The following is an 18,803-nucleotide window of genomic DNA, read 5'->3' as shown; positions in this document are numbered from 1 at the left end:
TGGCGCCTGTCACAACCGTTCCGCCGCCGACTCTTCAGTTCGAGCGATTTCCCCGAACCCCCAATGTCAAGCAACCGACGGGGTCATTCAGGCATTGATTCAGACCCCGGGCAGAAATCGTCCCGGATTGAGCAACCGGAGCGGATCGAACTCTTCCCGAATGCGCTGCATGACCTCGATGCCCTGCGGCGGCGCGCCCCAGCGCGGCGTATCGGGGAGCATCGTCGCCACCCACTGAACCCCCGGCAGATCCGCCAGCAGGCTCGTCAGCGATGCAGATGTCACCGGCTGCACCCGCACATACAGAATGCCGCTGAGCGCCCGTACATCGATCACGGCGGATGCGCCGGCACGGGCCGCAGATGACTCACAACGTGCAACGGCATCCGCGACATCCGCCGGCAGCACCGACAGTTTCACCACGGCTTCGTCAGCAGCAAGCGCAGCAGTCTGCGGCAGGTCGGCGATGCCTGCCCAGAGCGCCGCCGCCTCGCTGTCGTCCAGTCGCTCGACTGCCTGCGCACCGTGGCGCAGCGCCAGGGCGCGCATATCACGCAACTGGCGCTCAACCGCCTGTGGCAGCCCTTCGGCTGCCAGCGCCAGCGCGCAGACGCCGGCGCGTCCCAACGCTGCCAGAGCGCCGCTGTTCAGATATTCGGCAGCAACCGGCGCCAGTTGCGTGCCGTCGAGTTCGTCGAGCGCCGCAAACGCCTGCGCGGGTTTCGCAAATCGACAGACGATCGTCCCCGCTGCACGCGGCAGCGGCAGCAGTTTGAAGTTCGCAGCGGCGATGATCGCCAATGTGCCGAAACTCCCCAGGTACAGTTTCATCATATCGAAGCCGCTGACATTCTTGACGACCATGCCGCCGCCGCGCGAAAGGCGTCCACCAACTTCGACAACGGTAATCCCGATCAACACATCACGCAGCGTGCCATACCCAAGGCGTCGCGGTCCATCCGTCGCAGTTGCGATCAACCCGCCAATCGTCGCCCGATCCGGGAGCGGCGGGTCGAGCGCCAGCATCTGCCCATGCTGCTTCAGGTACGTGCGCAGGGCGCCAAACGTCATGCCTGACTCGACTGAAATCGTCAGATCTTCCGGGGTATGTGCCAGCACCCGGTCGAGGCGCGTGGTGCGCACCACGAGATCGAGCCGGGTCGGCGGTGCGCCGATGAACTGCTGCGTTCCGCCGCCCCATGGCGCAAGTGCAGCGCGATGCTCCGCTGCTATGCGCATAACCATCTGAAGTTCTGTGATGGTGCCGGGTGTCACGCAGCATGCCGGTCGGACACCCGGCACGCTGAATGCTGCCAGTGATTCGGCGTCGTCTTGAACAGATTCTGAGGGAAGGACAGAACGGAGTGCATCGCTCAGGTGTGTCATAGGACGCCCAATTCTTTCAGAATGCCCAGAACAGGCGGGCGCTGCCACAACCATTCGACGCGCAGCCATAGCCCGGTGATGACCGCAGAATAATACACGCCATCAGGCGAGGGAAGCGCCAGGCGGTAGCGACCGTGCGACGTCAACTGGTAGAACATCGCCTCTTCCCGCAACGGATCGATCAACCAGTATTCCCGCACACCCGCCGCCTCGTATTCGATGAACTTCTCGCCACGGTCGCGCTCGTCACTCTCCGGGGAGATAATTTCCACCACCAGATCCGCTGCACCGTCGAGGAACGATGGCTGAAGCAGACTCATGCGTTCTTGAGCAATGAAGAGAATATCCGGCTCTCGACCGCTTGGACGTGCGGGCAATCGCATCAGGAAGGGCGCATCCAGAATCAACCCCTGGGGATGCTGTTCCAGATAGAGTCCCAGCACCTGCACCAGGAAAACCTTGAGAAGTTGATGATCGCTGCTCGCCGGGGACATCAGAATGACCTGCCCATCCACCCACTCGGCATGGTTGTCTTCATCGCGCTCTGCAAGAAACTCCTCCCACGTCCGGGACGTCGAACGCGCAACCGGTGCAATCTGCACGTGCTCTGTGTCTGAAAATGATGTGGCCATACGATGAATGCCGCCAGTACGCTCCCGACCGCTTACAACCATGTCCCGGCCGGTACGCTATTCGTATCCGCCCCTATCAGATCGGCAGCCGGCAGGCTGCGTCGCCGCAGCGCCGCCAATTCGCCGCAGCCGACGCCCTTGGGAAAGATTTTGCCCGGATTGAAGATCTCGCGCGGATCGAAATTGCGCTTCAGTCCCGCCATCGCCGTCAGATCGTCGGTGGTGAAGAGCAGGTCCATATAATCGCGTTTTTCGACGCCAATCCCGTGCTCGCCGCTGATCACCCCGCCCTGATTGATCGACTCGCGCAGGATGTCGGTCGCAGCGTTGAGCGCCCGTTCGAGCTGGCTTTTGTCGCGGCGGTCGAACAGGATGAGCGGATGCAGATTGCCGTCGCCGGCATGAAACACATTGGCAATCGGCAATCGGTACTCGCGTGACACGTCGCTGACGTGCGCCAGAGTCGCCGGGAGACGGGTGCGCGGCACCACCGTATCGACCAGATAGTACGTCGGCGCCAGACGCCCCATTGCGCCAAATGCGTTTTTGCGCGCCGCCCAGACCTGCGCCTGCTCGGCGGCTGTTCTGGCGGGGCGCACATCCATCGCCCCCAGGTCATGGCAGATGCCGGTGATTTCGGCAAGCAGGTCGTCCAGCCCATCGTTCACGCCATCGAGTTCAATCAACAGCGCAGCGCCGGCGCTTTCCGGCAATCCGAGGCGGTACATGCCATTCACAGCCCGGATCGCCAGTTGGTCCATCATCTCCAGGGCAGCGGGGAGAAACCCGCGCGCAATGACCGTCGAGACCGTCTGCGACGCGGATGGAATATCCGGGAACAGCGCCAGCACCACGCGCAACGACTCCGGCAGGCGAGTCATGCGCACCCACGCTTCGGTGATAATGCCGCAGGTTCCTTCGCTGCCGGTTAGCACGCCCGCCAGGTCGTACCCGATGCCATCCTGTCGCCCGTCACCTGTCCAGATGACGCTGCCATCGGGCAGCACCACGCGCAACGCCAGCACGTGGTTGGTCGTCGTGCCATATTTGAGACAGTGCGGACCGCCACTGTTGTTTGCGATATTCCCGCCGATCGTGCATGCTTTTTGCGAGGATGGATCGGGCATAAAGGCGTAGCCGTATGGGGTCAGGTACTGAGAGAGTTCCCAATTGATCACTCCTGGTTGCACCCGCGCGCGCCGATTGCGCACATCTACCTCCAGCACCCGTTCCATCCGCGCCGTGGAAATGACGATCCCGCCATGGATCGGCGTGGCGCCGCCAGCGAGTCCGGTTCCCGCGCCGCGCGGCACGATCGGCATGCCCGCGCGATTGGCGATCCGCACCACCTCAGCGGTCTCCTCGGTTGTTGCGGGCAGCACAACGACATTGGGCGCGTGGGTATCGAGCACACACCCATCCGCCTCATAGGTCAGCAACGTGGCGGCGTCATCGATAACGGCGCGCGGTCCAACGACACGCCGTAGATCGTCCAACACACCGGTGCGTTTCATGGCGATCTCCGTGGTATACGCAGTGTTTGTCCTACCGTCAGGCTCGAAGGATTGCGGATATCATTGATAGCCAGAATATCCTCGATCGACACCCCGAAACGTTGCGCAATTGCAACCAACAGATCGCCGCGTTGCACAACATACTCCACATACGGCGCATCACCTGTCGGTATCCGCAGCGTCTGCCCGATCGTCAGGCTCGAAGGATTAGATATGGTATTGTATGCCAGAATGTCTTCAACCGAAACATTGAACAGTTTCGCAATGGCATACAGCGTATCGCCACGCTGCACAACATACTCAACGAATGGCGTTTCCTGGGCGCCGTCCGTGGTTGGGGCTGCAGTAGCGGTTGGGAGCGTCGTAGCCGTTGGCGCGGCGGTTGGGGCTGCGGTAGCGGTTGGGAGCGTCGTAGCCGTTGGCGCGGCGGTTGTTAGCGCACTGGGGGAAACCGGTGTGCTGGAAGCCGGAGAAACGGCGATCGTCTCACCGGCAGTGGGCGATAGAACTGCGAGCGTTGGTTCGGATGTCACATTTCCCCCCACAGGCGTCGCAAGCGCCACTTCCGTACCGGCGGTCACACTATGCGTAACAGCGGTCAAAAATGTTGACGGAGGAGTTGCGGTATTCCACTCACCGAACAAACTGGCGATCACCAGACCGGTTCCAATCGCAGCGACGACAAGCACAGCGATCACCACGGCCGTCGAAGAACGAAGCATTATTATCCCCTATCAGGGAACGCGCAGAGCGGGCTATTGATCGACACGCTGCGAGCCTGTTCGGGCGATCTCATCGGGTAAAGGCGCAGGCATCGCCTGCTCCTCCACCGCCGCACGTTACGTGGCGAGTCTTCGATAGCCTGAGCAGAAGACGCCCGGCGCACATTCCTTTCGGCAGGTTCAAGGGCGCACGTGTGGAAGATGGTTGATGAGGCGTGGCGATCCGGCGCGCCGGATCGCCAGAACTCACGTGGCTCATGACTGTTGTTCATTATCATCGTTGAAGAGCTGGTTCAGACGATCAATTTCGCCAGGCGCGATATGGATTGGATTGCCGGAGAGAATGCCGGTGACCTGGCGGAACGGACGACCAATATGCATCCCGCGGTTATCGATGGTGAACTCACGGATGTCCTTATCATGCATCGACCCGCGCATTTTCAGCACCGTCAAGCCGCGCCGCATTTCGCCGAACATTTCGACGTAGCGCAGGAGAATGATCGAGTCGGTCAGGGTCGAAATATGGGTTTCGGTCACCGACTCACCCCCCATCAGGCTTGGGGTTGTGGCTGTGAACAGACCGGCGATCTCCTGATGTTTGATGAACGATGTCAGGCTGATCACGAACTCACGGAAGCCACGGATCGTCGAGACGCGTTCGAGCGCGGAGAGGCTATCGACAGCCACGCGGTTGGGGCGGAAATCCTGGATCATCTTCTTCATAGCAATCAGGTGATCCTCAAGCCCGGCGGTTTCTGGATACTCACAGACGACGCGTAGCAACCCATCGCGCTCCATCTGATCAAAATCGACGCCCCACCCGGTTGCATTGCGGAACAATTGCTCGCGGCTCTCCTCGAACGCAAAGAGCAGGCAGCGTTCACCGCGATTAACTCCGCCCGCCATAAACTCGGTGGTCATGAGGGTCTTGCCGGTTCCCGTCGCCCCCGACACCAGCAGGATCGAGTCGCGGAAGAAGCCGCCGCCACACATCCGGTCGAGTTCGGGATTGCCCGATGTAACCCGAATATCGGACGAGCGCTGCTTGAGTTCGATGGCAGACAGCGGAATGACGACCATGCCTTCACCGGACATGATGGTAAAGGGGAATTCGCCCTTCTGGTGCGACGTGCCGCGGAACTTAAGAATCTCGATCGTGCGGCGGCGTTTCTCATCTTCCAGCACATTCCGCAGGATGATCACATTATCGGCGACGAACTCCTCGACGCCGTAGCGCGCAATATCGCCATATTCCTGCGTGCGTTCGCCGGTCATAATTGCGGTCACGCCCATCCGTTTCAGCGCCGAGACGACGCGAAACAACTCGCGACGCACCACGGCGCTGTCGGCGAACTGCGTAAAAATCGCTCCCAGCGAGTCCATCGACAGGCGTTTGGCGCCAATCCGGCGCACGGCATTCTCGATGCGCGCCAGGAGCGCGCCGAGGTCGTAATTGCCCGCAAACAGCACTTCTTCACCCGGCTGAGGAGAGGCATCGACAAATGCCCACCGCTCTTCGCTCTCCCAGGTTGGAATATCCCAACCGAGCGATTCCATGTTGCGCCGAATATCAGATGGCGGCTCTTCGAAGGTGACAAACACCCCATGCTCGCCATATTTGCGAATGCCTTCAGCGAGAAACTGTGCGGCGAAGACCGTCTTGGCGCTGCCGGCAGTGCCGGAAACCAGCGTGGTGCGGCCGGCGGGAATGCCGCCGTTCGCAATCAGGTCGAAGCCGCTGATCCCGGTTGGCAGTTTCTCAATGGCTGGTTGACGCGGATTCTGAGTCACTCCTGCGTTCCTCCTGTACCCGAGGGATGGACTGGCAGATCCAGCCCTTGCAGCACTTTGAGCGTATCCGACAGATCACCAATGATGCGTCGAACCGGCGGCGGCAGTTCCTTGATCAGTGTTGGAGTTGCCAGGATGCGCTCCTGTTCCGCCAAATGCGGCTGCTCCAGCACGTCGATCACGAACAACTGATACTGACTCCCCAGGTTCTGCTCACAAATGCGTCGCAGGTTCTGGATAGCCCGCTCTGTACGCGGCGTCTGTCCGGTGACATAGAGCTTGAGAACGAACTTGCTCGTCATCGGTTTCCTTTCCCCCTTGAGCGGTCCGGCCCCTGTTTTTCCCGCCGCCGGTGTGAATGGTATCTTAGATCAATTAATGCGCACCGCCAAGTGCAAAGGTGCGATAGTAGGAGACCAGGTACCCCATCAGTTCGAGCACGAGCAACCGACCCTCCTCGACGTATGCCTGCATGCGGAGCACGCTGGCATTGCGCACACGCGGACGGATCGCCTGCGTATGTACATCGACCACATCGCGTGGACCGGCGCGGAGAAAGCCAAGCTGATAGGCAATCTCGCGGAGCGGATCGGTCGTGTTGACATCTATTTTATACGCTCGTTGTTCCAACCGTTGATCAAGAATCTGTCCATACTGCGCCACCAGTTCTGCAAACAGGTCCGGTTGCGCCTCGTGGAGCGGTGTGGCGCTGTACAATTGCGCAGTCACCGAGGTGCGCTCATCGTGCGAGAGTTGTTCAACGGCTGCGATCTCGCGGGCGTTGCGCGCCAGTTGTTCCTGCTGCCGGGCGTGTTGCAGTTCACCCAATAAACGCTGGCGTTCGACGGCGTACCGCACTGAGCGCGCCAGCAATTCCTGGACGCACCTCCCCTTTTGCAAATAATCCTGCGCGCCGGCATTCACTGCCTGTACCCCCAGCCTTTCGTCGCTGAGCATGGTCAACACAACCACCGGCATATGCGGCGCCTGGTCCAGCACGCGCTTGAGCGTATCCAGCCCGCCGCTGTCGGGCAGCGACAGATCGAGCAGCACAGCGTCAAACGACCGCTGCTGAAGCAGGTCGAGCGCGTCCGCCAGTCGTTCGACATGCGTGAGCGTAAACGTCCCTATGCTTGTGGCTGCCAGCGCCTCGGCAGCCAGGCGCGCATCGCCAGGATTATCTTCAACCAGCAGAACTTCGAGCGGCGCACTGGTTTCGCTATGCATAACATTTACCCCGACGACGCTCACGGCGCCTGCGCTGACACAGGCGCTATGGAAGCGCTGGTAACGTGAAGCAAAACAGCGCCCCCCCATCGGCGGGACGCTCGACCCAGATCCGACCACCGTGCCGGGTAATCACTTTCCGACAGATCGCCAGACCGATCCCGCTTCCCGGATACTGATGCCGCCTCTGACCACGAACGAAGATATTGAAGATGCGCTCCACATCCTCTGCTGGAATGCCGACGCCGTGGTCGCGTACCATAAAGAGCCATTCATTCGTCCGAAGCTGCGCGCTGATGGCGATGCGTGGTCGCTCATCGCCGCGAAACTTGATTGCGTTGCTGATCAGATTGCGAAACACAAGTCCAAGCTCGACATCGTCGCCGAGCACGACGGGCAATGGCTCGAAGGCGATCTCCGCCTGGCTTTCGGCGATGGCTACCTGCAGCATGCCAATCGCACGCGCCAGAACATCATTGCAATCGACAGGGCGCATAGCGGGCCGGTGCTGGTCGAGGCGCGCATACGCCAGCAGTTTGTCGATGAGCGACTGCATCCGTAGCGCGCCGTCGTGCGCATATGTAACATATTCTTTGGCGCGCTCATCCATCTGTTCGCCATAATGTCGCCGGAGCAGATCGAGAAAACTGGTGATCATGCGCAGCGGTTCGCGCAGTTCGTGCGAAACGATCGAGGTAAACTGCTGGAGTTCGGTGTTGGCGCGTGCCAGGCGGGTCGTCTGCTCGATCAACAATCGCAACGACTGGCGTGGAGCGTGGACAAGCCGCCGTCGCCGCCGCATACGGTTCTGCAAGCGCTGATACTGGGCGCGCAGGCGGGCCAGCGCCTCGATGGCCTGCTGTGCCGTAATGTCGGTGTTGACGAGCGCCACGCCCCCCTGTCTGAGCGGCATCGCTTCCAGACGGAACCAGCGCTCACCATCGTCCGTCTGGCGAGCGTATTCCTGCACGAAGGACGATCGCTCGCCGCGCAGCACCGCATCGATCTCGGCTGGCGCATCTGGCGCCACATCAGCAAACACGCTCTGCTCACAGGTCCAGTCGTCGCGGTAGTGTGCGCCGATCCGAAACAGGCGATCGCCACTCTGCGCCGCAACTGAGCGAAACCACGTCCGATTCGCCGCGATAATGACGCCATTCCGGTCAAGAACGGCGATCTGCGCGTTCATCGCATCGAGCACGCTCTGACAGGCGATCGTTTCTGGCGCGTCATCGCATGTTGAAGCAACAATGGGCATGATTCTGCTCTGCATCTAACCCGGCATTGGTTAACTGGCGGTTGTGTGACTACTACATTATACCAATTCTATCAGGAGGCGCTACGCTTCGTGCTATAATAGGCGCGCTTTTGATCGGGGCGGTTGTTCCTCCGCACATTATCGTCCGCCGCCTGACCGGATGTCAGCAAGTCGATCTGCAATTTTCGCAGGATGTGCTCATGGACGAACAGCCGACCATTCTGGTCATTGATGATGATCCGGCAATGCAGACCGTTTTGGAGATTGCGTTGCGCGAGGTGGGGTATCGTGTCGAACTTGCCAGCGATGGTCAGGAGGGAACTCAAAAACTTGCGACCCTTCGTCCCAGTCTGGTGATCTGCGACATTATGATGCCGCAAATGGATGGCGTCGAAGCGTTTCAGCGCATGAAGGACCAGCTTCAGGAGGACGGCATTCCGATTTTCGTCATTACTGCTTTGAGCCGGAAGCCCTGGTTCGCCGATCTCGAAGCCGAGGGGGCGGTGATCATTCAAAAGCCGTTCGATATCGAGCAGGTGCTCAGTCTGATTCGGACGATGTTGTCGTAGCGGTCACCCAGCCCATCGCCGCATTCGCGGCAGCCTCCCACGCTATTGCCGCGCCCTCAGCCTGTGCGGCATCGAATGCCGCATCCCCCAGCGCGGCGCGCGCAGCGGCGATGTTCCGTTCATACACCGGGCGATCAATAGGCCACATCGGCGCGCTAGCGCCCGTTCGAATCGCCGCCGCCACGCCCCAGCAGTGCGCGGCGAACGCCGGATCGTCGTCCCTGGCGACCTGCGCAGTCAATTCCAGCGGCGCCACCTCCACCCGATGCTCGCCGCGCACCTCCAACGCCGTCCGGCTGGTCGCCAGCACCGTCACCGCTGGCGCGGCGCGCGCCAGGTCCGCCACCAGCGGCGCGGCCTCCACCACCTGCTCGAAGTTGTCCAGCACCAGCAGCAGCTGACTGTCCCGCAGAAATGCCAGCAGCACCTGTTCCGGCGCCACGCCCGGCGCCTGCGGCGCCCCCAGCGTCGTCGCAATCGTCGCCGCCACCAACGCCGGATCGCGGATCGGCGCCAGGTCAACGAACCACACTCCATCGCGGTGCTCCGCTGCCACGTCTGCAGCCGCTGCCAGCGCCAGGCGCGTCTTGCCGCTGCCCCCCGCACCGGTCAACGTCACCAGGCGCACGTCGGGACGGTGCAGCAACGCGCGCAGTTCCTCCAGCTCCCGCTCACGACCAATCAGCGGCGTCAGCGGAACCGGCAGGTTACCCACACGCGCCCCCTGCCCCCACAAAGGCGGAAAGGCGTCTGGCAACCCGGCGATCACCAACTGGCTCACCGCCTCGGGCCGGCGCACATCGTGCAACTGCACCACGCCCAACTCGCGCAACGTCGCACCCTCCGGCAGCGCGTCGCGCACCAGCGTGGCGGTCGTCTGGCTCAGCAGCGCCTGCCCACCGTGCGCCGCGTCGCACAGCCGCGTGCCACAGTGGAGCGCCAGCCCGGCGTAGTCGCCGTCGTGGGGCGTCGCCGCGCCGGTATGCAGCGCCAGGCGCACCTTGAGCGGTTCGCGCACTGGCCAGACGTCGGCAGCGACCGCGTGCAGGATCGTCACGGCAGCGGTCACGGCGGCGGTTGGGTCGGTGAACGCGGCGCAGATGCGCTCGCCTGCAGCGTGAAACACCTGCCCCTGGTGCGCGGCGATCACCGCCGTCTGCAATGCGGTGGAGCGCGCCAATGCGAGCGCCATCGCCTGCGGCTCGGTCTCCCAGCGGCGCGCGCTGTCGTCAATCGCACTGCAAAGGAAGGTCACTGCGCCGCAAGGGAGATCGGGCGGGGCAGAGCGGTCGGCAAGCGGCAGATGCGCCGGAACCGGGTCGGGCAGGCGGTCGACCGCCAGCAAGCCGCGCGTAGCCTGGACGAAGGCGGGGTACAGGTCGGGCGGCAGGTCGAGCTGCCGTACCAGGAGGCGAGCGACATCGGGGGAGGGGCGGCGTTCATCGGCTTCGATCTTGCGCAGCTTCACCGGGGCGATGCCAATAGCGGCAGCCAGGTCATCGCGCGACCGGCCAAGCGCCTGGCGGCGGCGGCGCACCCACACGCCGAATGACAGCACCGGCTCGCCCATGGCGCCCTCCCCTCACATCGCTGTGTATCAGCGGGAGTATCACTCTTGTAGCACAAACGCTACCCGATACCAGACCAGATCTGCTGAAATAGGGGGGACAAAAGCGCTGCAGCAAGCAGCGCAAGCAGCCGAAGCGAATGAGAAGGAGGAACGATCATGGCAACCCAGATGAAGATGAAGCCCGCCCGTTCACACGAAACGACCTGGCTCTGGCAGATCGTCGCAGCCGCAGTCGCGGCGACGGCCGTCATCGCGGGCATCGCAGCGTGGAGCAATCGAACCATCGAACCACCGGCGACAGCAGCCGAGACGCCAGCGCCATTCGTGATCGTGGCGAACCCGGTGCTGGGCATCGACATGCCCGCCGGGGCGGAGAACGCCGTCCTGCCGAATGGATTGACCGACTACATTCGCGGCTACACGGCGCCGGTCGCACCGCCGGTGATGCGTAGCTACCCGCTCGGGAGTGACTCGCCGGTCGGCGTCGATCTGAGCGCCCTGCCGCACGGTTACACCGACTACATCCGTGTGGCGACGCCAGTTACGCCGCGCGTGCTGCGCAACTACCCGCTCGGGATTGACCCGCCGGTCGGCGTCGATCTGAGCGCCCTGCCGCACGGCTACACCGACTACATCCGTGTGGTGGAACCGTGAGGGATGACCAGTCATCTGTGGGACCGGCAGCCGGAAGCGAGGGTGATCGATGGACCGTGTTATGACCGGTGATGAAGCAGCAATGGCGGGAAGGGTTCGCCTTCCCGCCATTGCATTTTTACGACCATGCCTCGTTTTCTGCGATGAACGCAATCCCAGGATGAAACGATGCCATCTACGATAGAACATCGTACCACTCGCGTCAACAATCAAAAAAGAATATCCTGACGACCAGAAGGCGGCTCTTTTGGTTTATCGACTTTTTCATCTTTCGACTCTGAGAGTCGACTGAGGATATAAGTCGTCATACCAGGCCGCTATTTTGCTTACAAACATGTTATGCGCCTTCTGAATAACATTTTGCGTCCTCAAACGATATATTCACAGGAGTAAAGAGATGTCCGCAAATCCACAGTTCAAGGAGGCTGGCAGTGACACGTCGCAGCGGTTGGATACTGCTCACTCTAGGAGCGCTTCTTGCTATCGGCGCCGGAGCGCTGGTCTACGTCGTGCTGCAGCAGCAATCAGTCGCCGCCGCAGAACAGGCGCGGCGCGAGGTGCTGGCGCAGCAGGCGCAGCAGGTTCCGACGATCAAATTGCCGGTGGCTGCCCGACCACTCGCTCCTGGCAATGCCATCGGACCCGACGACATCCTTCTCAAAGATTATCCCGTTGATCTCGTTCCCGTCAATGGGCTGACCGAGACGACCCAGATCGAAAATCGCATCCTGGCACGCACGGTTGGTCAGGGTGAACCATTCCAGAAGAGCATGTTCGTTGGTGAACGCGGCGAGTCGGTCAGCCAGGAAATTCCGCCCGGCTACGTGCTCTTTGCCTTCCCAATCATCGATCTCCTTGGTCAGAGCAATCTGATCGAGGATGGCGACCGCATCGACCTGTACCTGACCCTGAACACGCCGCTCAACGCCTCGGCAGCGCCCGCGCCCGACGAACCGACAACGCCGACGACCGCGCTGACGCTCCAGAATGTGCAGGTGCTCAAGGTGCTGCGCTCGGAGCCGCGCGAAGGCGAAACCAAAACGCCAGCAACTGCGCTGCTCTGCGCCATGCGTCCTGAAGACGCAATCATTCTGAAGCATATCAAAGATACTGGCGGAACCATCGATTTTGCGCTGCGTTCGCCGCTCGATACCGAGCCGTTTACCACCGAGCCGCTCGACCTGCCAGAACTGATCCAGCGCTACATGCGATGATAAGGTGCGAGGCGAGAGGTGCGAGGCACGAGGCACGAGGTGCGAGGCACGAGGTGCGAGGCACGAGGTGCGAGGCACGAGGTGCGAGGTGAGAGGCGAGAGAGGAGCACTATAAAAGGTTGCAGGTGGGAAGGTTGAATGTCGAACGTGGGCACGTCGAAGAACGTACCCGACCCTTGAGGTCTTTACCGTAGATGCATCTCTGTAGAAGGAACATCGCTCGTGGCTGCCAATAATCGCATCCATGTCGTCGTCGTCACCATTCCAGAACGTCTCGATCAGGAATGGATCGGTCGCCTGGCTGCCGAACCGGAGATCGCGCGCGTTGATCGGGTCGCGGCGACGACCGCTGGTTTCGAACTGATCCAGCAAACACGCCCAGACCTCGTGATCGTGGATCGTGAACCGGATCAGACCGAACAACTGATACGGCAGGTCTTCACCACCCTGCCTGTGACCATCTGCATCGCGGTGACGGCGCGCGTCGATACGACGACGCTGCGGCGGCTCGTGGCGGTTGGCGCACGTGATGTGCTTGCACGCCCAATCCAGTATGCGGAACTGATCCAGAGCATTCGCACGCTGCTCGAAACGGAAAGCGATCGCCGCTCGCGCGCCCTGGTGACGCTCGACGGCAATCGTCCGCAGGTGCGTGGCAAACTTGTGGTCGTCATCTCACCCAAAGGCGGGTCGGGCACGACGACGATCGCCACCAACCTAGCGGTCGGGTTGCGTCAGGTGAGCGCCAGCCGCGTGTTGCTTGCCGACTGCTGCCTTCAGTTCGGCGATGCTGGCGTGCACCTGAACCTCTGGTCGAAGCATACGCTGGTCGATTTGATCGATCACCTCGACGACATCGACGACGCCATGATCGGCTCGGTTGTCCAGCAGCACAGTTCCGGCACACACGTCTTGCTTGCGCCCAATACGCCCGATGCCGCTGGCGACATCAGCGGCGAACAGATCAGCCGTCTGCTCGATGCGCTGCTCGAACGGTACAGTTACGTCGTTGCCGACACCTGGTCGTTCCTCGACGATATCACCGCGACCCTGGTCAGCAAAGCCGACGAGACGCTGGTCGTGACCACGCCGGAAGTGCCGTCGCTGAAGAATGTCAAGCGCTTTCTGGAGTTCATTCAGCGCGAAGGGCTGCCGCGCGGCAAGATCACGCTGGTGATCAACCGCTTTCCCAGCGTCGATGGCATTGCGCTCGACGATGTCAAACAACATCTGCGCCATCCGATCAGCGCCAACATTCCGAGTGAAGGACGCCTGGTAACGCACAGCGTCAATCGGGGCATTCCGATCGTTATGTCGCATCCGGAAAGCTGGGTGGGGCAGAGCCTGTTGAAACTGGCAGCACACGTCGCCGGCGAGCAGGTTGCCACGCTTTCGCTCGCGCCGTCCCGGTCGCGCTCGAGGGGACTGGCGGGGCTGATCGAACGGCGCGGTTTCTTTGGTTTTGCGCGACGTGAAACGTAGGGGGACAGTTTGCCATGAATCGATTTCGTTTCTCGCGCAGCGGCGCGAACAACGCACAGCAGACAACCAATGCCTCGCCCTTCGATGATCCGCATCCACCGGTGGAACCGGTGCGACCCGCTGCGTCACGATCACCGGTTCCGCCGCCGGCGCACGACGACCACCGTGATGAACGTGATCTGATCGAAGCGGTGCAATCGCAGTTGATCAACGAAACCGACACCAGCGGCCGGCGTGAACCGGAATACTATGCTCGCCGCATTGCCGATCTGGTGACCGAGCACCTCGACAAAAGCGGGCGCGTCGTTCCCGACCGTGAACGTAATCGCCTGATCCGCCTGGCGCAGTCCGAACTGCTCGGGCTTGGACCGCTCGAACCGCTGCTGGCTGACGATACAGTCAGCGAGATTATGGTCAACGGTCCCTACCAGATCTGGGTCGAGCGCAACGGCAAGTTGCACGAGACTGACGCTCATTTTATCGACGAAGACCACGTGCGGCGCATTATCGACCGGATCATCTCGCCGCTCGGCCGGCGCTGCGACGAAACGACGCCAATGGTCGACGCGCGCCTGCCTGATGGCTCGCGCGTCAATGCGATCATTCCGCCGCTGGCGCTCAACGGCAGCACCATCACCATCCGCAAGTTCTCGCGCATTCCGCTGACCGCCACCGACCTGATCACACGTGGGACGGCATCGCCGGAACTGATTGAACTGTTGCGTGCATGCGTGCTCGGCCGGCTCAACTGCATCGTCGCCGGCGGCACCGGCACCGGCAAGACCACGATGCTCAACATACTCTCGTCGTTCATCCCCGACGATGAGCGTATCATCACGATCGAGAACGCTGCCGAGCTGCAGCTCCAGCAGCGCCACGTCGTCACCCTCGAGTCGCGCCCTGCCAATATCGAAGGGCGCGGTGAAGTGACGCTGCGTGATCTGGTCGTCAATGCGCTGCGTATGCGCCCGGATCGGATCGTCGTCGGCGAGTGCCGCGCCGGTGAAGCGCTCGACATGCTCCAGGCGATGAACACCGGTCACGATGGTTCGATGACCACGTTGCACGCCAACAGCCCGCGCGACGCGCTGCGCCGTATGGAAACGATGGTCATGATGGCGGGCATGGACCTGCCGCTGCGCGCCATCCGCGAGCAGATCGCATCGGCAATCCACGTCATCATCCAGCTCGAACGCCTCCAGGACGGTTCGCGCAAGATCGTGCAGGTCTGCGAAGTTACCGGCATGGAGAACGATGTCGTCTCGCTCTCGGACCTGTTCGTCTTCCAGCAGCAGGGGGTGCGCGACGGCAAGGTCGTCGGCCGGATCGTGCCGACGGGCATTCGACCGCGGTTCCTCGAAAAGTTGCAGCAGATGAATATCACGTTGTCGCCGCAGGTATTCGGCAATGTTATTCCAGGCGTTCGCTAGAGGGGCAATCACCATGGACTCGCCTGTCTCGCTCGATCTTGTGCTTCCGATTGGCGCCGCGCTGCTGGCAAGTCTGGCAATTCTGACGCTGATGTTCGCAGCGCGCAGCCTGGCAGCGCGCGACACCGGCGTCGATAGCCGGATCGCCACCTACCTGGGAGGCGGTAACGCGGAGCGCAGCGTCACACTTAACGATCAGCAGATTGCCGAACGGCTGAACGAGGTCATCAAACGGCAGAGTTTCGCCGCCAGGATCGAACACGATCTCGCTACTGCCAGCCTGCCGCTGACCGTGCCGGAATATCTGCTGCTCCGCATTGCCGCGCCGCTGATCATCACCCTGCTGGCGCTGCTGATCTGGCGCCAGGTGCTGGTCGTGCCCGCCGCCCTGATCGCCGGTCATCTGGCGCTCTCGTTCTGGATGCGCATGCGCCGCCAGCGTCGCAAGCAGCAGTTTAGCGATCAACTGCCCGAAACGCTCGACCTGATCACCGCCTCGATGCGCGGCGGTTTCAGCCTGGTTCAGTCGCTCGCCAATGTCGCCAGTGATGTGCAGGAGCCGACCCGCACCGAACTGCGGCGTGTGTTTCAGGAAGTGCAACTCGGATTGAGCGTCACGCAGGCGCTCGACAATCTGGTGCAGCGCATGGAGAGCACCGACCTCGACCTGGTGGTGACGGCGATCAAGATCCATGCGCGCGTCGGCGGCAATCTGGGGCAGATACTTGAGAACATCAGCACAACCATGCGCGAGCGCGCCAAACTCCGGCGTGAAGTGCGCGTCATTACGTCGATGCAGCGCATCTCGAGCTACATCATCGGCGCCCTGCCCTTCGCGCTGGCGTTGATCATTTTCACGATCAACCCGACGTATATGATGCGGCTGTTTCAACCAGGATTGATTCTCTGCATCCCGATCGGCGCATTCATCTCATCGGTCGTCGGTTTTCTTATCATTCGGAAGATAGTTGACGTGAGGGTCTGATGTTGATCATCCCGAGCATCATAACGGCGCTTGCCATTCTCCTGGTGATCGCGGGTCTGACGGCATCGCGCCGCGACGCGACGGTCGGTGAACGCCTCGTCGCTTATCTCAGCCCGACGGTCGAAAAGGCGTCGTCCGCCCCATCGCTGGAGGCGACGAAGCCCTTCTCCGAGCGGGTAATCATCCCGTTACTGAAACGGGCGTCGCGCGCATTCGCCTGGGTTATGCCGCAGAATCGCTACGAGGCGCTGCGCCTGCGCCTGGCGATGGCCGGGCATCCGTGGGGATTGACCGCCGCCGATTTCGTTGGCGCCAAAGGCATTGTGGGTGTGCTGGTCGCGCTGCTGGCGGGCGTGATCGGTTGGGCGGCTGGCACGGCGCCGACCTTCTTCAATCTCCTGCTGCTCGGCGGAATCGCGCTCTGCGCCTTCTTTCTGCCCGATGTCTGGCTGGCGCGCAGGATCAGCCAGCGCCAGACCGAACTGCTCAACGCCTTGCCCGACGCGCTCGATCTCCTGGCGATCGCCACTGCCGCCGGTCTCAGTTTCGAGAGTGCGATCCAGGAGATTACATCGAAGTGGGCGAACGAACTGGCGCGTGAGTTCAGCCGCGTGTTGCGCGATATGTCGATGGGCGTGCCGCGGCGCCAGGCGCTGACCGATATGGCGGAGCGCACTGGCGTGCCCGACATCGCAAGTTTCGTCTCGGCGATCAAACAGGCGGAAGCGCTCGGCATCAGCATCGGGCGGGTGCTGACCGTGCAGGCGGAAGAGATGCGCACCCGTCGGCGACAGCGCGCCCAGGAGCTCGCCAATCAGGCGCCGGTCAAGATGATGTTTCCGCTGGTTTTTCTCATCTTTCCTGCAATCTTCGCCGTCCTGCTGGGACCGGCAGTGCCGCAGTTGCTGGAAGCGTTTGGTGGCTTATGAACGCAGAACGAACCCCGGAAACGGATCACCTGTACGAACAGGGGGTCGCCTGTATGCGCGCAGCGCGCTGGGAGGAGGCAGTTGCCCTCCTGAGCCAGCTGCATGGGTTGACGCACGCCTACCCTGATGTCGAGGCATTGATTGCCGATGCCCAACTGAAACTGGAGATCGAACAGGCGGGCGCACCCCCGGCGGCGCCGCCGCCGAAACCGCGCCCGCCGCGTGCGGTCGTCTTCGGCGGGATAGCGGCAACGGCGCTGCTCAGCCTGATCATCGCTGCGGTGCTGTTCGTGCGCCTGGATGCGTCGGGCGTGAGCGTTGCGGCGCAACCGCTCGTGCTCAACCTGGCGTTTCCCACCCTCGCGCCGACCAGAACCCCGACACCGGCGCCAACAAAGACGCCGCAGCCGCTGCCGCCGACCGCCACACCGCCGCCTGCGGCTCTCCTCCCCGGAACGCTCGGCGTGCGCATCGCACCGGGAGAGCGCACAACCCGCACCATCGGGAACCTGGCAGTGATCCTGGATGCTTCCGGCAGCATGCTGGCGCGCATCGACGGCACGCCAAAGACGGTGATTGCCCGCCAGGCGCTCATCGCGCTGGTGAACCGCCTCCCTGAAACCACGAACGTGGCATTACGCACCTACGGTCACCGGCGCGCCGATGACTGCAGCGATACCGAACTCATCCAGCCGCCTGGTCCGATGGAGCGCAATGATCTCATCACACGCATCAACGCCATCCGTCCGGTCAACGGCGGGCGCACGCCGATCGCCCAATCGCTGGCGGACATGGCGCAGGACCTTGCCGGCATCGAGGATGACGTGCTGATCGTGCTGGTGAGCGACGGCGACGAAACCTGCGGCGGCGATCCGGTCGCAACTGCAGCAATGCTGCGCGCTGCTAATCCCCAATTGCGGATCAGCGTCATTGGATTCGACATCGAGCAGGAAGAGTGGCGGCGGCGTCTGGAAGGAATTGCGGTATCCGGCGGAGGCGCCTATTTCGATGCCTCGAATGCGGCACAACTCGCCGATGCACTCGATCAGGCAATTGCGCTGACCTACCGCGTCGTTGACTCTCAGGGCGTCGAGGTTTACCAGGGTCGCATCGGCAGCACCGTCCAGATTCCACCGGGCGCGTATCGTGTCGAAATTGGCGGTGATGCCGAACTGACGCTCGAGACAGTGGTTGTTGAGAGCAATACGACGACATTAGTGGAACTGCGCGAGAAGCAAGGCGAGTTGCGCGCCAGTATGGTAACAGACGATGGCGTACAGCCGTGAGTGAGGGGTAGGCAGTGGGGAGTCAGTGGACTCACTTACAAGACTTGCGCGGTGGCGCATTGTTTATCTCTGCAGCGTCTGCGGCAGCGTGGCACTCCGGATCAAAGTGGTGGGGGGGGGGGGGGGGGGGGGGGGGGGGGGGGGGGGGGGGGGG

At 62.1% G+C, this 18,803-nt stretch carries 17 protein-coding genes; 8 read left to right on the top strand and 9 right to left on the bottom strand.

What is annotated here, in order from left to right:
- Positions 1 to 99: 99 nt before the first annotated feature.
- The 8 genes from AC3EA7_RS11515 to AC3EA7_RS11480 all read right to left on the bottom strand — a co-directional run bounded on the left by AC3EA7_RS11515 (position 100) and on the right by AC3EA7_RS11480 (position 8,530).
- A complete protein-coding gene (locus tag AC3EA7_RS11515) occupies positions 100 to 1,386 on the bottom strand; it encodes an FAD-binding oxidoreductase (protein ID WP_488614200.1) in 1,287 nt (428 codons plus the stop codon).
- Positions 1,383 to 2,018 carry a Uma2 family endonuclease gene (locus AC3EA7_RS11510; protein ID WP_488614199.1) on the bottom strand — a complete coding sequence of 212 codons (636 nt, stop codon included), beginning with the start codon at positions 2,016 to 2,018 and terminating at the stop codon, positions 1,383 to 1,385. The genes AC3EA7_RS11515 and AC3EA7_RS11510 overlap by 4 nt, the downstream gene beginning before the upstream one ends.
- Before the next feature lie 32 nt (positions 2,019 to 2,050).
- Positions 2,051 to 3,532 (bottom strand): FAD-binding oxidoreductase, encoded by a 1,482-nt coding sequence (locus AC3EA7_RS11505; protein WP_488614198.1) that lies wholly within the window; start codon positions 3,530 to 3,532, stop codon positions 2,051 to 2,053.
- On the bottom strand, positions 3,529 to 4,254 hold the full coding sequence (locus AC3EA7_RS11500; RefSeq protein WP_488614197.1) for a LysM peptidoglycan-binding domain-containing protein: 726 nt from the start codon (positions 4,252 to 4,254) through the stop codon (positions 3,529 to 3,531). Before AC3EA7_RS11500 ends, AC3EA7_RS11505 begins: the two co-directional genes overlap by 4 nt.
- Before the next feature lie 255 nt (positions 4,255 to 4,509).
- The gene (kaiC, locus tag AC3EA7_RS11495) at positions 4,510 to 6,045 is read right to left on the bottom strand and encodes a circadian clock protein KaiC (protein ID WP_488614196.1); all 1,536 of its coding nucleotides are present in this window, start codon (positions 6,043 to 6,045) and stop codon (positions 4,510 to 4,512) included.
- Positions 6,042 to 6,347 carry a circadian clock protein KaiB gene (kaiB, locus tag AC3EA7_RS11490; protein ID WP_488614195.1) on the bottom strand — a complete coding sequence of 102 codons (306 nt, stop codon included), beginning with the start codon at positions 6,345 to 6,347 and terminating at the stop codon, positions 6,042 to 6,044. Before kaiB ends, kaiC begins: the two co-directional genes overlap by 4 nt.
- A gap of 73 nt (positions 6,348 to 6,420) precedes the next feature.
- Positions 6,421 to 7,272 (bottom strand): response regulator, encoded by an 852-nt coding sequence (locus AC3EA7_RS11485; RefSeq protein ID WP_488614194.1) that lies wholly within the window; start codon positions 7,270 to 7,272, stop codon positions 6,421 to 6,423.
- A gap of 46 nt (positions 7,273 to 7,318) precedes the next feature.
- Positions 7,319 to 8,530 (bottom strand): sensor histidine kinase, encoded by a 1,212-nt coding sequence (locus AC3EA7_RS11480; RefSeq protein ID WP_488614193.1) that lies wholly within the window; start codon positions 8,528 to 8,530, stop codon positions 7,319 to 7,321.
- A gap of 110 nt (positions 8,531 to 8,640) precedes the next feature.
- On the opposite strand from AC3EA7_RS11480, the gene AC3EA7_RS11475 reads away from it, so the two are divergent.
- On the top strand, positions 8,641 to 9,099 hold the full coding sequence (locus AC3EA7_RS11475) for a response regulator (RefSeq protein ID WP_488614192.1): 459 nt from the start codon (positions 8,641 to 8,643) through the stop codon (positions 9,097 to 9,099).
- Here the strand turns inward: AC3EA7_RS11475 and AC3EA7_RS11470 are convergent.
- Complete coding sequence (locus AC3EA7_RS11470; protein WP_488614191.1) at positions 9,071 to 10,669, bottom strand: helix-turn-helix domain-containing protein; 1,599 nt, start codon at positions 10,667 to 10,669, stop codon at positions 9,071 to 9,073. The genes AC3EA7_RS11475 and AC3EA7_RS11470 overlap by 29 nt on opposite strands.
- 156 nt (positions 10,670 to 10,825) lie before the next feature.
- Between AC3EA7_RS11470 and AC3EA7_RS11465 the strand changes: the two genes are divergently transcribed.
- The 7 genes from AC3EA7_RS11465 to AC3EA7_RS11435 all read left to right on the top strand — a co-directional run bounded on the left by AC3EA7_RS11465 (position 10,826) and on the right by AC3EA7_RS11435 (position 18,649).
- On the top strand, positions 10,826 to 11,323 hold the full coding sequence (locus AC3EA7_RS11465) for a hypothetical protein (protein WP_488614190.1): 498 nt from the start codon (positions 10,826 to 10,828) through the stop codon (positions 11,321 to 11,323).
- A gap of 431 nt (positions 11,324 to 11,754) precedes the next feature.
- Complete coding sequence (cpaB, locus tag AC3EA7_RS11460; protein WP_488614189.1) at positions 11,755 to 12,537, top strand: Flp pilus assembly protein CpaB; 783 nt, start codon at positions 11,755 to 11,757, stop codon at positions 12,535 to 12,537.
- Between the two features lie 222 nt (positions 12,538 to 12,759).
- A complete protein-coding gene (locus tag AC3EA7_RS11455; RefSeq protein WP_488614188.1) occupies positions 12,760 to 14,019 on the top strand; it encodes a CpaE/TadZ family protein in 1,260 nt (419 codons plus the stop codon).
- A 14-nt stretch (positions 14,020 to 14,033) separates the two neighbouring features.
- Positions 14,034 to 15,449, top strand: a complete 1,416-nt coding sequence (locus tag AC3EA7_RS11450; RefSeq protein ID WP_488614187.1) for a TadA family conjugal transfer-associated ATPase — start codon at positions 14,034 to 14,036, stop codon at positions 15,447 to 15,449.
- 13 nt (positions 15,450 to 15,462) lie between these two features.
- Positions 15,463 to 16,434, top strand: a complete 972-nt coding sequence (locus AC3EA7_RS11445) for a type II secretion system F family protein (RefSeq protein WP_488614186.1) — start codon at positions 15,463 to 15,465, stop codon at positions 16,432 to 16,434.
- The gene (locus AC3EA7_RS11440) at positions 16,434 to 17,363 is read left to right on the top strand and encodes a type II secretion system F family protein (RefSeq protein WP_488614185.1); all 930 of its coding nucleotides are present in this window, start codon (positions 16,434 to 16,436) and stop codon (positions 17,361 to 17,363) included. The genes AC3EA7_RS11445 and AC3EA7_RS11440 overlap by 1 nt, the downstream gene beginning before the upstream one ends.
- Positions 17,360 to 18,649, top strand: a complete 1,290-nt coding sequence (locus AC3EA7_RS11435; protein ID WP_488614184.1) for a vWA domain-containing protein — start codon at positions 17,360 to 17,362, stop codon at positions 18,647 to 18,649. The genes AC3EA7_RS11440 and AC3EA7_RS11435 overlap by 4 nt, the downstream gene beginning before the upstream one ends.
- The last annotated feature ends 154 nt before the right edge of the window (positions 18,650 to 18,803 follow it).

This window comes from Roseiflexus sp. (genome assembly GCF_057785375.1).
This window is presented reverse-complemented; position numbering and strand designations above follow the sequence as displayed.

What these genes read in the sequence shown, in the direction of transcription:
- AC3EA7_RS11515 (WP_488614200.1), bottom strand. Translation starts at nt 1,386, where the DNA reads ATGACACACCTGAGCGATGCACTCCGTTCTGTCCTTCCCTCAGAATCT.
- AC3EA7_RS11510 (WP_488614199.1), bottom strand. Translation starts at nt 2,018, where the DNA reads ATGGCCACATCATTTTCAGACACAGAGCACGTGCAGATTGCACCGGTT.
- AC3EA7_RS11505 (WP_488614198.1), bottom strand. Translation starts at nt 3,532, where the DNA reads ATGAAACGCACCGGTGTGTTGGACGATCTACGGCGTGTCGTTGGACCG.
- AC3EA7_RS11500 (WP_488614197.1), bottom strand. Translation starts at nt 4,254, where the DNA reads ATGCTTCGTTCTTCGACGGCCGTGGTGATCGCTGTGCTTGTCGTCGCT.
- kaiB (WP_488614195.1), bottom strand. Translation starts at nt 6,347, where the DNA reads ATGACGAGCAAGTTCGTTCTCAAGCTCTATGTCACCGGACAGACGCCG.
- AC3EA7_RS11485 (WP_488614194.1), bottom strand. Translation starts at nt 7,272, where the DNA reads ATGCATAGCGAAACCAGTGCGCCGCTCGAAGTTCTGCTGGTTGAAGAT.
- AC3EA7_RS11480 (WP_488614193.1), bottom strand. Translation starts at nt 8,530, where the DNA reads ATGCCCATTGTTGCTTCAACATGCGATGACGCGCCAGAAACGATCGCC.
- AC3EA7_RS11470 (WP_488614191.1), bottom strand. Translation starts at nt 10,669, where the DNA reads ATGGGCGAGCCGGTGCTGTCATTCGGCGTGTGGGTGCGCCGCCGCCGC.
- AC3EA7_RS11465 (WP_488614190.1), top strand. Translation starts at nt 10,826, where the DNA reads ATGGCAACCCAGATGAAGATGAAGCCCGCCCGTTCACACGAAACGACC.
- AC3EA7_RS11450 (WP_488614187.1), top strand. Translation starts at nt 14,034, where the DNA reads ATGAATCGATTTCGTTTCTCGCGCAGCGGCGCGAACAACGCACAGCAG.
- AC3EA7_RS11445 (WP_488614186.1), top strand. Translation starts at nt 15,463, where the DNA reads ATGGACTCGCCTGTCTCGCTCGATCTTGTGCTTCCGATTGGCGCCGCG.
- AC3EA7_RS11440 (WP_488614185.1), top strand. Translation starts at nt 16,434, where the DNA reads ATGTTGATCATCCCGAGCATCATAACGGCGCTTGCCATTCTCCTGGTG.
- AC3EA7_RS11435 (WP_488614184.1), top strand. Translation starts at nt 17,360, where the DNA reads ATGAACGCAGAACGAACCCCGGAAACGGATCACCTGTACGAACAGGGG.